The sequence below is a fragment of the Enterobacter asburiae genome, assembly GCF_001521715.1.
In the GTDB taxonomy this organism is placed as follows: Bacteria; Pseudomonadota; Gammaproteobacteria; order Enterobacterales; family Enterobacteriaceae; genus Enterobacter; species Enterobacter asburiae.
Map to the genome: position 1 here is coordinate 3,304,045 of NZ_CP011863.1, position 14,437 is coordinate 3,318,481.

Below are 14,437 nucleotides of genomic sequence, written 5' to 3' on the forward strand. Positions count from 1 at the left end.
TGCGGCCTGATGCCCTCACCCCGGCCCTCTCCCACAGGGAGAGGGAGAAAATCTTATGCAAAACCTCTGCTTGCGGCGGTAAGCGTACACATCTTCGACATGCCCATTTTTGATCCGCGTTTGCAGTCCGCGCCAGTAGCTGGCGCGGAACAGATCCTCATGCATCTCTTCGAATAGCGGCCCGATGCGCGGGTCGGCACACAGCCAGTGGCGAAACTCCTCCGGAAACACATCGCCCGGCGAGACGCTGTACCACGGCTCACCGGAAAGCTCATCTTCCGGGTAGCGGGGCTGTGGTATATCGCGGAAATTCACCTCGGTCATGTAGCAAATTTCGTCGTAGTCGTAGAACACCACCCGCCCGTGACGGGTGACGCCGAAGTTTTTAAACAGCATGTCGCCCGGGAAAATATTGGCGGCGGCAAGCTGGCGAATCGCGTTGCCGTATTCTTCAATGGCATCCCGCAGCGCCTGGCCTTCGGACTGCTCAAGCCAGATATTCAGCGGCACCATGCGGCGCTCAATGTAGAGATGGCTAATCACGATTTTATCACCCAGATCGGTGATTTTTGCGGGCGCTTCCTGCATTAACAGCGCCATGAGCGCTGGGTCGATCTGCTGTTTATCCAGCACAAAGTTTTCGAATTCCTGGGTATCCGCCATGCGCCCGACGCGATCGTGCTCTTTGACCAGCTGATAGCAGGCGCGAACGTGCGCGGCGGTCATCTCTTTCTGCGGCGCGAATCTGTCTTTAATCACCTTAAAGACCCGGTCGAAACCCGGCAGCGTAAACACCAGCATCACCATACCGCGAATGCCTGGCGCTTCAATAAACTGCTCGTCGGCCGTCGTGACATAGCGCAGGTACTCCCGGTAGCTTTCCGTCTTGGCGTGCTTCTGACAGCCAATGGCCATATACAGCTCGGCGGTGGTTTTGCCCGGCAGGATCTCGCGCAGCCACTCCACCAGCGCGGCAGGCAGCGGGGCGTACACCATGAAATAGGAGCGGGCGAAACCAAACACGATGCTGGCCTCGGCGCCGGTGGTCAGGCAGGTATCGACAAACAGTTCCCCGTCGTCGGTACGGTGAATGGGCAGCAGAAAAGGCACAATGGCGGTCGGCGTAACCAGTTTGCCGACCAGCCAGGCGGCTTTATTGCGGTAGAAAAGCTCGTTAGCCACCTGCAAATGGCTATGGCTAAGCACCTCCGCGCCGAAGGTTTCGTTGAGATGGGTGTGAATATAGTCGATATCCCGGGTTTTATTCTCCCAGGGCAGGCGCAGCGGCAGATCCGTTAGCACGCGGTGCAGGAGCTTTTCCCATCCGCGATCGGGAAAGAAATCTTTCGCCAGCGGACGTGGAATGGTTCGAAAGCGGCGCTCGGGCTGGGAGCTGAAGATAAATAACCGCTCAGGAGATAGTGAGCGGTGGTCAAATAACCGGCAATAGACGGAGTTGAAAAAGCTCTCCGCAATCTCGAAGCGCGGGTAGTCGGGTAACAAATGGGTGTAGTGCTCCTTCACGCGCAGTAAAAAATCCGCGTCGGGACTTTTACCGTCGGTAATACAGCGCAGCTGCTCCACCACCAGACCCACGTGGTGATCGTAGAGATGGATACGCTGCTTCATGGCCTGTTGAACCGCATGCCAGTCTGCATGTTCGAAGCGCTGCTGCGCGCCGGATGTCACTTCAAGAAAACGACCATACTGGGCATCGAAGCCCTGCAAAATAGTTTGGGCAATCAGCAATTCCAGGCCACGCGACATATATTCCCCCTCACCCCAACCCTCTCCCCGAGAGGGGAGAGGGGGAAAAGATTAAAACTGTGCTTCTTCCGTTGAACCCGTTAAGGCGGTGACGGAGGAGGTACCGCCCTGAATAATCGTGGTCACATTATCAAAGTAGCCGGTTCCCACCTCCTGCTGGTGAGACACGAAGGTGTAGCCGTCTTTGCCCGCGGCAAACTCCGGCTGCTGCACCTTCTCAACGTAGTGCTTCATGCCCTCGCCCTGCGCGTAGGCGTGCGCCAGGTCGAACATGTTGAACCACATGCTGTGGATGCCTGCCAGGGTAATGAACTGGTATTTGTAGCCCATATCGGACAGCTGCTGCTGGAAGCTGGCGATCGTTTTGTCATCCAGCTTTTTCTGCCAGTTGAATGACGGCGAGCAGTTATAGGCCAGCAGCTTGCCCGGATACTTCGCGTGGATGGCGTCGGCAAAGCGTTTTGCCAGCGCCAGATCCGGCGTGGAGGTTTCACACCAGACCAGGTCCGCGTAAGGCGCGTACGCCAGGCCGCGGCTGATCGCCTGTTCAATGCCGGCATGGGTGCGGTAGAAACCTTCGCTGGTGCGCTCGCCGGTGATGAATTCGCTGTCGTACGGGTCGCAGTCAGAGGTGATCAGGTCCGCCGCGTCCGCATCGGTACGGGCAATGACCAGCGTTGGCACGCCGAGCACGTCAGCAGCCAGACGCGCGGCAACCAGCTTCTGAATCGCTTCCTGAGTCGGAACGAGCACCTTACCGCCCATGTGCCCGCATTTCTTCACTGACGCCAGCTGGTCTTCGAAGTGAACGGCCGCTGCACCGGCCTCAATCATCGATTTCATCAGTTCGAAGGCGTTCAGTACGCCGCCGAAGCCTGCTTCCGCATCCGCGACGATCGGCAGGAAGTAGTCCGTAAAGCGCGGATCGTTGGGTTCGATACCTGCGGCCCACTGGATCTGATCCGCACGGCGGAAGGTGTTGTTGATCCGATCCACCACCGACGGCACGGAGTTAGCCGGATAGAGCGACTGATCCGGGTACATGCTGGACGCCAGGTTTGCGTCCGCCGCAACCTGCCAGCCGGAGAGATAGATAGCTTCAATACCGGCCTTCGCCTGCTGCAGCGCCTGACCGCCGGTCAGCGCGCCGAGGCTGTTGATGTAGCCCTTTTTAGAGCCACCGTGCAGCAGCTTCCACATTTTCGCCGCACCGTTTTGCGCCAGCGTGCATTCCGGGTTGACCGAGCCGCGTAATTTCACCACTTCCTCCGCGCTGTAAGGACGGCGGATGCCTTCCCAGCGAGGCTGTGTCCACTCTTTCTTCAACTCTTCGATTTGTTGGGTACGGGTTTTCATGTGCAGATGCTCCATATTGTTATGTGGTGAGTTACGCCAGGAAGCGGTAGCCCGGCAGGGTCAGGAAGTCGATTAAGTCATCTGATGTGGTGATTTGCTCCATCAGACGCGCAGCGTCGTCAAAACGCCCGCTGCTGAAACGGTGTTCGCCCAGCTCGTCCTGGATCACCCGCATCTCTTCGGCCAGCATCTGGCGGAACAGAGATTTGGTCACGGGTTTGCCGTTGCTGAGCGTTTTTTGATGGTGGATCCACTGCCAGATGGAGGTACGTGAGATCTCCGCCGTCGCGGCATCTTCCATCAGGCCGTAGATAGGTACGCAGCCGTTGCCTGAGATCCACGCTTCGATGTACTGGACCGCGACGCGGATATTGGCACGCATGCCCTCTTCCGTACGCTCGCCCGCGCACGGTGCCAGCAGCTGTTCTTCAGCCGTTGGGGCATCGTCTTCGCGCGTGACAAACAGCTGGTTTTTGTTGTCGCCGAGAACGCGGTTAAAGACCTCCATCGCCGTATCGGCCAGGCCGGGATGGGCAATCCACGTGCCGTCGTGACCGTTACGGGCTTCAAGCTCTTTGTCGGCCTTCACCTTGTTGAGCACCTGATTGTTGCGCTCTGCGTCTTTGCTCGGGATAAATGCCGCCATGCCGCCCATCGCAAAGGCGCCGCGCTTGTGGCAGGTTTTGATCAGCAGGCGCGAGTAGGCGCTCAGGAACGGTTTATCCATGGTCACGACCTGGCGATCCGGCAGTACGCGGTCGGGATAGTTTTTCAGGGTTTTGATGTAGCTGAAAATATAGTCCCAGCGTCCGCAGTTCAGGCCGACAATGTGGTCGCGCAGGGCGTGCAGAATTTCATTCATCTGGAACACGGCTGGCAGCGTTTCAATCAGCAGCGTGGCTTTGATGGTGCCGCGCGGCAGGTTGAAACGATCTTCCGCATAGCTGAAGACCTCGCTCCACCAGGCCGCTTCCTGCCAGGCCTGCGTTTTTGGCAGATAGAAATAAGGGCCGCTGCCTTTTGCCAGCAGGTTCTTGTAGTTGTGGAAGAAATAGAGCGCGAAATCAAACAGGCTGCCCGGAATGGCTTCCCCACGCCAGGTGACATGTTTTTCAGGCAGGTGCAGGCCGCGTACGCGACAGATCAGCACCGCCGGGTTCGGTTTGAGCTGGTAAATTTTGCCGGCTTCGTTGGTATAGCTGATGGTGCCGTTCACGGCGTCGCGCAGGTTGATCTGCCCCTCGATGACTTTACGCCAGTCCGGCGCCAGTGAGTCTTCAAAATCGGCCATAAAGACTTTAACGTTGGCGTTCATGGCGTTGATCACCATTTTGCGCTCTACCGGACCGGTGATCTCAACGCGACGATCCTGTAAATCTTCAGGGATGCCGCGGATTTTCCACTCGCCACGGCGAATGGAAGCGGTTTCCGAAATGAAGCCAGGCAACTTGCCATCGTCAATTTCCTGCTGCTGATGAATGCGTGCCGCCAGCAGCTTATTACGCTGCGGCGTAAAGCGGGTTACCAGTTCAGTCAGAAACTCTACCGCTTCCGCCGTCAACACTTGCTGTTCTTGCTCGCCGTACGGCTTGGTAAAGACCAGTTCATCGACCGTCGTTGCCTGTTGAGTCATTACTCTGCTCCTCATCAAAGATCCAAAATCACGCCCCCGATGCGAACGAAAGATCGTTGGGTAGTTTTCGCTCAGCAGAATTAAGACTATCTATATTTTTTCTAAAATCAAAAACAATTTCCATTTTAATTATTAATTGTGATTAATTGATTGATTTCATTGAGATTAAAGTTGGATCGAACGGTGAGTGACATTTCGGAAATAAAAAAGGCACCCGAAGGTGCCTGATTTGAATAGCTGAAACGCTTTAGGATCGTTTAGTGCAGAAGATTACTCCAGCGTCGGATTCATGTGGCGCAGATCGTATGGCGTGATCTGGTAGACGTAATAGTTGAGCCAGTTAGTGAAAAGCAAATTCCCGTGGCTGCGCCAGGTTGCTCTCGGTTTGTTTTGCGGATCGTCTTTCGGGAAATAGTTGTACGGTACATCCGGATTAAGACCCGCTTCGACATCACGGAAATACTCTGACGCGAGGGTATGCGGATCGTACTCAGGATGCCCGGTCACAAAAGCAATGCGTTTATCCTTGCTGGCAAACAGGTAAGCATCCCCGTCTTCCGTTTCGGCCAGGATCTCCAGATCGGTGTAATCACGAATCAACTGGGCCGGGAAATCGGCGTAGCGCGAATGCGGGGCCAGGAAGGAATCATCGAAACCACGCGTCAGCAACGCATGTGGGTGAAGAATATGGTGTTCGTATACGCCGGAGAGCTTTTCAGTGCGGGTTTGCTTGGGGATGCCATAAAGAATATTCAGTGCGGCCTGTACCGCCCAACAGACAAACAATGTGGACGTAACGTGATCTTTTGCCCACTCTAGCACCTGTTTGATCTGCGGCCAGTAGGCGACATCGTTAAATTCAACCAGACCCAGCGGCGCGCCGGTTACGATCAGTCCGTCGAAGTTTTCCCCCTGAATATCATCGAAGTTACAGTAGAAGTTGTTCAGATGCTCAGAAGGCGTGTTACGTGACTCACGGGCATCGATTCGCAGCAGCTGAATATCAACCTGCAGAGGGGAGTTCGACAGAAGACGCAGGAACTGGTTTTCTGTTTCGATCTTTTTTGGCATCAGATTGAGAATAAGCACCTTCAGCGGGCGAATTTCCTGACCTGTCGCACGCGAAGCCGTCATGACGAAGACGTTTTCTTCACGCAAGAAATTGACGGCTGGTAGCTCGTCCTGCACCCGAATCGGCATAAATTTATATCCTCACAGCATACGTATAAACGTTTAGACATCCAGACAGCTAACGATACCCAGAAATGGTTTGAATGTCGAGTCTGCAAGCAGAAGGTGAGAAAGTTTCAAGGAAGGGGAAAGACAAAAGCAAAAAACCCCGCACCTTACGGTACGGGGTTCTTCTATTTGATGCCTGGCAGTTCCCTACTCTCACATGGGGAGACCCCACACTACCATCGGCGCTACGGCGTTTCACTTCTGAGTTCGGCATGGGGTCAGGTGGGACCACCGCGCTAAAGCCGCCAGGCAAATTCTGTTAAATCTGTATCAAAGCTGAAATTTGATTGTCTGTCTCTCGTCCGCCGAAACAGCTTCGGCGTTGTAAGGTTAAGCCTCACGGTTCATTAGTATCGGTTAGCTCAACGCATCGCTGCGCTTACACACCCGACCTATCAACGTCGTAGTCTTCAACGTTCCTTCAGGACCCTTAAAGGGTCAGGGAGAACTCATCTCGGGGCAAGTTTCGTGCTTAGATGCTTTCAGCACTTATCTTTTCCGCATTTAGCTACCGGGCAATGCCATTGGCATGACAACCCGAACACCAGTGATGCGTCCACTCCGGTCCTCTCGTACTAGGAGCAGCCCCCTCAATTCTCCAGCGCCCACGGCAGATAGGGACCGAACTGTCTCACGACGTTCTAAACCCAGCTCGCGTACCACTTTAAATGGCGAACAGCCATACCCTTGGGACCTACTTCAGCCCCAGGATGTGATGAGCCGACATCGAGGTGCCAAACACCGCCGTCGATATGAACTCTTGGGCGGTATCAGCCTGTTATCCCCGGAGTACCTTTTATCCGTTGAGCGATGGCCCTTCCATTCAGAACCACCGGATCACTATGACCTGCTTTCGCACCTGCTCGAGCCGTCACTCTCGCAGTCAAGCTAGCTTATGCCATTGCACTAACCTCCTGATGTCCGACCAGGATTAGCTAACCTTCGTGCTCCTCCGTTACTCTTTGGGAGGAGACCGCCCCAGTCAAACTACCCACCAGACACTGTCCGCAACCCGGATTACGGGTCTACGTTAGAACACCAGCCATTAAAGGGTGGTATTTCAAGGTCGGCTCCACGCAGACTGGCGTCCACGCTTCAAAGCCTCCCACCTATCCTACACATCAAGGACCAGTGTTCAGTGTCAAGCTATAGTAAAGGTTCACGGGGTCTTTCCGTCTTGCCGCGGGTACACTGCATCTTCACAGCGAGTTCAATTTCACTGAGTCTCGGGTGGAGACAGCCTGGCCATCATTACGCCATTCGTGCAGGTCGGAACTTACCCGACAAGGAATTTCGCTACCTTAGGACCGTTATAGTTACGGCCGCCGTTTACCGGGGCTTCGATCAAGAGCTTCGCGTTGCCGCTAACCCCATCAATTAACCTTCCGGCACCGGGCAGGCGTCACACCGTATACGTCCACTTTCGTGTTTGCACAGTGCTGTGTTTTTAATAAACAGTTGCAGCCAGCTGGTATCTTCGACTGATTTCAGCTCCACCCGCAGGGGCTTCACCTACATATCAGCGTGCCTTCTCCCGAAGTTACGGCACCATTTTGCCTAGTTCCTTCACCCGAGTTCTCTCAAGCGCCTTGGTATTCTCTACCTGACCACCTGTGTCGGTTTGGGGTACGATTTGATGTTACCTGATGCTTAGAGGCTTTTCCTGGAAGCAGGGCATTTGTTACTTCAGCACCGTAGTGCCTCGTCATCACACCTCAGCGTTAATAAACGACCGGATTTACCTAATCGTTCCGCCTACATGCTTAAACCGGGACAACCGTCGCCCGGCTAACATAGCCTTCTCCGTCCCCCCTTCGCAGTAACACCAAGTACAGGAATATTAACCTGTTTCCCATCGACTACGCCTTTCGGCCTCGCCTTAGGGGTCGACTCACCCTGCCCCGATTAACGTTGGACAGGAACCCTTGGTCTTCCGGCGAGCGGGCTTTTCACCCGCTTTATCGTTACTTATGTCAGCATTCGCACTTCTGATACCTCCAGCATGCCTCACAGCACACCTTCAACGGCTTACAGAACGCTCCCCTACCCAACAACGCATAAGCGTCGCTGCCGCAGCTTCGGTGCATGGTTTAGCCCCGTTACATCTTCCGCGCAGGCCGACTCGACCAGTGAGCTATTACGCTTTCTTTAAATGATGGCTGCTTCTAAGCCAACATCCTGGCTGTCTGTGCCTTCCCACATCGTTTCCCACTTAACCATGACTTTGGGACCTTAGCTGGCGGTCTGGGTTGTTTCCCTCTTCACGACGGACGTTAGCACCCGCCGTGTGTCTCCCGTGATAACATTCTTCGGTATTCGTAGTTTGCATCGGGTTGGTAAGCCGGGATGGCCCCCTAGCCGAAACAGTGCTCTACCCCCGAAGATGAGTTCACGAGGCGCTACCTAAATAGCTTTCGGGGAGAACCAGCTATCTCCCGGTTTGATTGGCCTTTCACCCCCAGCCACAAGTCATCCGCTAATTTTTCAACATTAGTCGGTTCGGTCCTCCAGTTAGTGTTACCCAACCTTCAACCTGCCCATGGCTAGATCACCGGGTTTCGGGTCTATACCCTGCAACTTAACGCCCAGTTAAGACTCGGTTTCCCTTCGGCTCCCCTATACGGTTAACCTTGCTACAGAATATAAGTCGCTGACCCATTATACAAAAGGTACGCAGTCACACCACAAGGGTGCTCCCACTGCTTGTACGTACACGGTTTCAGGTTCTTTTTCACTCCCCTCGCCGGGGTTCTTTTCGCCTTTCCCTCACGGTACTGGTTCACTATCGGTCAGTCAGGAGTATTTAGCCTTGGAGGATGGTCCCCCCATATTCAGACAGGATACCACGTGTCCCGCCCTACTCTTCGAGCTCACAACCTGTGTGCTTTCGTGTACGGGGCTGTCACCCTGTATCGCCGGACTTTCCAGACCGTTCCACTAACACACAAGCTGATTCAGACTCTGGGCTGCTCCCCGTTCGCTCGCCGCTACTGGGGGAATCTCGGTTGATTTCTTTTCCTCGGGGTACTTAGATGTTTCAGTTCCCCCGGTTCGCCTCGTTAACCTATGTATTCAGTTAACGATAGTGTGACGAATCACACTGGGTTTCCCCATTCGGACATCGCCGGGTCAAAGGTTCATATCACCTCGCCGGCGCTTTTCGCAGATTAGCACGTCCTTCATCGCCTCTGACTGCCAGGGCATCCACCGTGTACGCTTAGTCGCTTAACCTCACAACCCGAAGATGTTTCTTTCGATTCATCATCAAATTGCGAAAATTTGAGAGACTCGAACACACCATTAAAGATGTGTCGTTTCAATTTTCAGCTTGATCCAGATTTTTAAAGAGCAAAACTTCTTAATGCACTCAAAAGTACATTCAGAAGTTCATCATTCATCAGACAATCTGTGTGGACACTACAAAGGCAGGTTCTTTAAGGTAAGGAGGTGATCCAACCGCAGGTTCCCCTACGGTTACCTTGTTACGACTTCACCCCAGTCATGAATCACAAAGTGGTAAGCGCCCTCCCGAAGGTTAAGCTACCTACTTCTTTTGCAACCCACTCCCATGGTGTGACGGGCGGTGTGTACAAGGCCCGGGAACGTATTCACCGTAGCATTCTGATCTACGATTACTAGCGATTCCGACTTCATGGAGTCGAGTTGCAGACTCCAATCCGGACTACGACGCACTTTATGAGGTCCGCTTGCTCTCGCGAGGTCGCTTCTCTTTGTATGCGCCATTGTAGCACGTGTGTAGCCCTACTCGTAAGGGCCATGATGACTTGACGTCATCCCCACCTTCCTCCAGTTTATCACTGGCAGTCTCTTTTGAGTTCCCGGCCGGACCGCTGGCAACAAAGGATAAGGGTTGCGCTCGTTGCGGGACTTAACCCAACATTTCACAACACGAGCTGACGACAGCCATGCAGCACCTGTCTCAGAGTTCCCGAAGGCACCAATCCATCTCTGGAAAGTTCTCTGGATGTCAAGAGTAGGTAAGGTTCTTCGCGTTGCATCGAATTAAACCACATGCTCCACCGCTTGTGCGGGCCCCCGTCAATTCATTTGAGTTTTAACCTTGCGGCCGTACTCCCCAGGCGGTCGACTTAACGCGTTAGCTCCGGAAGCCACGCCTCAAGGGCACAACCTCCAAGTCGACATCGTTTACGGCGTGGACTACCAGGGTATCTAATCCTGTTTGCTCCCCACGCTTTCGCACCTGAGCGTCAGTCTTTGTCCAGGGAGCCGCCTTCGCCACCGGTATTCCTCCAGATCTCTACGCATTTCACCGCTACACCTGGAATTCTACCCCCCTCTACAAGACTCTAGCCTGCCAGTTTCGAATGCAGTTCCCAGGTTGAGCCCGGGGATTTCACATCCGACTTGACAGACCGCCTGCGTGCGCTTTACGCCCAGTAATTCCGATTAACGCTTGCACCCTCCGTATTACCGCGGCTGCTGGCACGGAGTTAGCCGGTGCTTCTTCTGCGGGTAACGTCAATCGACAAGGTTATTAACCTTATCGCCTTCCTCCCCGCTGAAAGTACTTTACAACCCGAAGGCCTTCTTCATACACGCGGCATGGCTGCATCAGGCTTGCGCCCATTGTGCAATATTCCCCACTGCTGCCTCCCGTAGGAGTCTGGACCGTGTCTCAGTTCCAGTGTGGCTGGTCATCCTCTCAGACCAGCTAGGGATCGTCGCCTAGGTGAGCCGTTACCCCACCTACTAGCTAATCCCATCTGGGCACATCTGATGGCAAGAGGCCCGAAGGTCCCCCTCTTTGGTCTTGCGACGTTATGCGGTATTAGCTACCGTTTCCAGTAGTTATCCCCCTCCATCAGGCAGTTTCCCAGACATTACTCACCCGTCCGCCGCTCGTCACCCAGGAGCAAGCTCCCTGTGCTACCGCTCGACTTGCATGTGTTAGGCCTGCCGCCAGCGTTCAATCTGAGCCATGATCAAACTCTTCAATTTAAGTTTGATGCTCGTGAATTAAACTTCGTAATGAATTACGTATGTTCACTCAGAGACTTGGTATTCATTTTTCGTCTTGCGACGTTAAGAATCCATGTCACTTTGAGTGCCCACACAGATTGTCTGATAAATTGTTAAAGAGCAGTGCAACGCGGCTTTCTCTCACCGTTGCGAGGTGGCGTATATTACGCTTTCCTCTTTCAGAGTCAACCCGTTATTTCAGGATTTTTTCTCTTCAACCGAACCGCTTGTTGTGTGAAGTGATTCACATCCGCCGTGTCGATGGAGGCGCATTATAGGGAGTTATCAGCTGGCCGCAACCGCTAAATGACAGAAAAATGACTGACTGCTGCATTCCACAGCAAAACCCCGCCTTATACCTTTTTACACACAGACTTATCCACAATGATACGAAAAAGTGAAAATGTGCGAGCGTTGCGCAAACGTTTTCGTTAAAATGCTCGCGCTTAATAAGGATGCCCCGTCAGGTGTGTTAGATGAGTTTTTCGCAGGAAAATTCATCTAACGCTCTCTGTAATCGTGAAATCCAGGGGATTTACCATGCAACAACGTCGTCCAGTCCGCCGCGCTCTGCTCAGTGTTTCTGATAAAGCCGGTATCGTCGAATTCGCTCAGGCACTTTCCGCACGCGGTGTGGAGCTGCTTTCTACAGGCGGTACCGCTCGCCTGTTAGCAGATAAAGGTCTGCCGGTAACCGAAGTGTCCGATTACACCGGTTTCCCGGAAATGATGGATGGACGCGTCAAAACTCTGCACCCGAAAGTGCACGGCGGTATTCTTGGCCGTCGCGGTCAGGACGACGCCATTATGGAACAGCATGACATCGCCCCAATCGACATGGTTGTCGTTAACCTCTACCCGTTTGCCCAGACCGTAGCCCGCGAAGGCTGTTCTCTGGAAGATGCCGTAGAGAATATTGATATCGGCGGCCCAACCATGGTGCGCTCCGCGGCCAAGAACCATAAAGATGTGGCCATCGTCGTAAAGAGCAGCGATTACGAAACCATTATTAATGAGATGGATGCCAACGAAGGGTCACTGACTCTGGAAACGCGTTTCGACCTCGCCATCAAAGCCTTCGAGCACACCGCGGCGTACGACAGCATGATCGCCAACTACTTCGGTAGCCTGGTGCCTGCCTACCACGGTGAAAGCAAAGATCCTTCTGGCCGCTTCCCGCGCACCCTGAACCTGAACTTCATTAAGAAGCAGGATATGCGTTACGGCGAGAACAGCCACCAGCAGGCAGCCTTCTATATAGAAGAAGAAGTAAAAGAAGCCTCTGTTGCGACAGCCCAGCAGGTTCAGGGCAAAGCGCTCTCCTATAACAACATTGCTGACACCGACGCCGCGCTGGAATGCGTGAAAGAGTTCAGCGAGCCGGCCTGCGTTATCGTTAAGCACGCGAACCCATGCGGCGTTGCCGTGAGCACCTCTATTCTGGACGCCTACGATCGCGCCTACAAAACCGACCCGACCTCCGCGTTTGGCGGCATTATCGCCTTCAACCGCGAGCTGGATGCTGAAACCGCACAGGCCATCATCTCCCGCCAGTTCGTTGAAGTGATCATCGCGCCATCCGCATCCGAAGAAGCGCTGAAAATCACCGCGGCAAAACAGAACGTACGCGTGCTGGTTTGCGGCCAGTGGGCAGAACGCGTGCCGGGCCTGGACTTCAAGCGTGTGAACGGCGGCCTGCTGGTTCAGGACCGCGATCTGGGTATGGTGACGGAAGCCGACCTGCGCGTGGTGACCAAACGTCAGCCGAGCGAACAGGAACTGCGTGACGCGCTGTTCTGCTGGAAGGTCGCGAAGTTCGTCAAATCCAACGCCATCGTCTATGCGAAAGAGAACATGACCATCGGGATAGGCGCAGGCCAGATGAGCCGCGTTTACTCCGCGAAAATCGCGGGCATTAAAGCAGGCGATGAAGGTCTGGAAGTCAAAGGCTCCGCCATGGCTTCTGACGCCTTCTTCCCGTTCCGTGACGGTATCGACGCGGCAGCCGCTGTAGGGATCACCTGCGTGATCCAGCCTGGCGGCTCAATCCGCGACGACGAAGTGATTGCCGCCGCCGACGAACACGGCATTGCGATGATCTTCACCGACATGCGCCACTTCCGCCATTAATTCCCGGAGCAGAAAATGAAAGTATTAGTGATTGGTAACGGCGGACGCGAGCACGCTCTGGCGTGGAAAGCGGCGCAGTCTCCGCTGGTGAAAACAGTCTTCGTAGCACCGGGCAACGCCGGTACCGCGCTGGAACCCGCGCTGCAAAACGTGGCTATCGGCGTGACCGATATCCCGGCGCTGCTGAGCTTTGCCCAGAGCGAGAAAATCGATCTGACCATCGTCGGCCCGGAAGCGCCGCTGGTGATTGGCGTGGTGGATGCGTTCCGCGCGGCGGGTCTGACCATCTTCGGGCCAACGGAAGGCGCCGCGCAGCTGGAAGGCTCCAAAGCCTTCACCAAAGATTTCCTCGCGCGTCACAACATCCCGACGGCGGAATATCAGAACTTCACCGAAGTGGAGCCAGCCCTGGCCTATTTACGTGAAAAAGGCGCGCCGATTGTTATCAAGGCCGACGGTCTGGCCGCTGGTAAAGGCGTTATCGTCGCGATGACCCTCGAAGAAGCCGAAGCCGCGGTTCAGGATATGCTGGCGGGCAACGCCTTTGGCGATGCGGGCCACCGCATCGTGATCGAAGAGTTCCTCGACGGTGAAGAAGCGAGCTTTATCGTGATGGTCGACGGCGAACACGTTCTGCCGATGGCCACCAGCCAGGACCACAAGCGCGTGGGTAATGGCGATACCGGCCCGAATACCGGCGGAATGGGCGCTTACTCCCCTGCTCCGGTAGTGACTGATGAAGTACACCAGCGCACCATGGATCGCGTCATTTGGCCAACCGTGAAAGGGATGGCGGCGGAAGGCAACACCTACACCGGTTTCCTCTATGCGGGTCTGATGATCGACAAGCAGGGTAACCCTAAGGTCATCGAATTCAACTGCCGCTTTGGCGATCCGGAAACGCAGCCCATCATGCTGCGCATGAAATCCGATCTGGTGGAACTGTGTCTGGCAGCCTGCGAAGGCAAGCTCGACGAGAAAACCTCAGAGTGGGACGAGCGTGCGTCTCTGGGCGTGGTGATTGCTGCAGGTGGTTATCCGGGCAACTACAACACCGGGGATGAAATCCACGGCCTGCCGCTGGAAGAGATTGAAGGTGCGAAGGTGTTCCATGCGGGTACGAAGCTGGCTAACGACGATCGCGTCCTCACCAACGGCGGACGCGTGCTGTGTGCAACCGCGCTGGGCCATACCGTGGCAGAAGCGCAGAAACGCGCCTATGCGCTGATGGCGGATATTCACTGGAACGGCAGCTTTAGCCGTCAGGATATCGGTTATCGTGCGATTGCGCGTGAGCAGGGCGAGTAATTT

General features: G+C 54.7%; 6 protein-coding genes and 3 rRNA genes. 2 read left to right on the forward strand and 7 right to left on the reverse strand.

Annotated features, from left to right (window positions below; all coding sequences use genetic code 11):
• Positions 1-15: 15 nt before the first annotated feature.
• The 7 genes from aceK to ACJ69_RS16020 all read right to left on the reverse strand — a co-directional run bounded on the left by aceK (position 16) and on the right by ACJ69_RS16020 (position 10,975).
• Positions 16-1,767: a bifunctional isocitrate dehydrogenase kinase/phosphatase gene (gene aceK / locus ACJ69_RS15990; RefSeq protein WP_059347310.1), complete on the reverse strand. Its 1,752-nt coding sequence runs from the start codon at positions 1,765-1,767 to the stop codon at positions 16-18.
• A gap of 51 nt (positions 1,768-1,818) precedes the next feature.
• Positions 1,819-3,123 carry an isocitrate lyase gene (gene aceA / locus ACJ69_RS15995; RefSeq protein WP_059347311.1) on the reverse strand — a complete coding sequence of 435 codons (1,305 nt, stop codon included), beginning with the start codon at positions 3,121-3,123 and terminating at the stop codon, positions 1,819-1,821.
• A gap of 31 nt (positions 3,124-3,154) precedes the next feature.
• On the reverse strand, positions 3,155-4,756 hold the full coding sequence (gene aceB, locus ACJ69_RS16000) for a malate synthase A (protein WP_059347312.1): 1,602 nt from the start codon (positions 4,754-4,756) through the stop codon (positions 3,155-3,157).
• Between the two features lie 270 nt (positions 4,757-5,026).
• A complete protein-coding gene (metA, locus tag ACJ69_RS16005) occupies positions 5,027-5,956 on the reverse strand; it encodes a homoserine O-acetyltransferase MetA (RefSeq protein WP_024906663.1) in 930 nt (309 codons plus the stop codon).
• Positions 5,957-6,129: 173 nt separating this feature from the next.
• Positions 6,130-6,245: ribosomal RNA gene (gene rrf, locus ACJ69_RS16010) — 5S ribosomal RNA — on the reverse strand.
• A gap of 76 nt (positions 6,246-6,321) precedes the next feature.
• Positions 6,322-9,226: ribosomal RNA gene (locus ACJ69_RS16015) — 23S ribosomal RNA — on the reverse strand.
• Positions 9,227-9,435: 209 nt separating this feature from the next.
• A 16S ribosomal RNA gene (locus ACJ69_RS16020) occupies positions 9,436-10,975 on the reverse strand.
• Together the 16S, 23S and 5S rRNA genes form the textbook arrangement of a ribosomal RNA operon.
• A 561-nt stretch (positions 10,976-11,536) precedes the next feature.
• Between ACJ69_RS16020 and purH the strand changes: the two genes are divergently transcribed.
• Positions 11,537-13,126, forward strand: coding sequence for a bifunctional phosphoribosylaminoimidazolecarboxamide formyltransferase/IMP cyclohydrolase (gene purH, locus ACJ69_RS16030; protein ID WP_032641537.1), 1,590 nt, complete (start codon positions 11,537-11,539; stop codon positions 13,124-13,126).
• 15 nt (positions 13,127-13,141) lie between these two features.
• The gene (gene purD, locus ACJ69_RS16035) at positions 13,142-14,434 is read left to right on the forward strand and encodes a phosphoribosylamine--glycine ligase (protein WP_059347313.1); all 1,293 of its coding nucleotides are present in this window, start codon (positions 13,142-13,144) and stop codon (positions 14,432-14,434) included.
• Positions 14,435-14,437 lie beyond the last annotated feature (3 nt).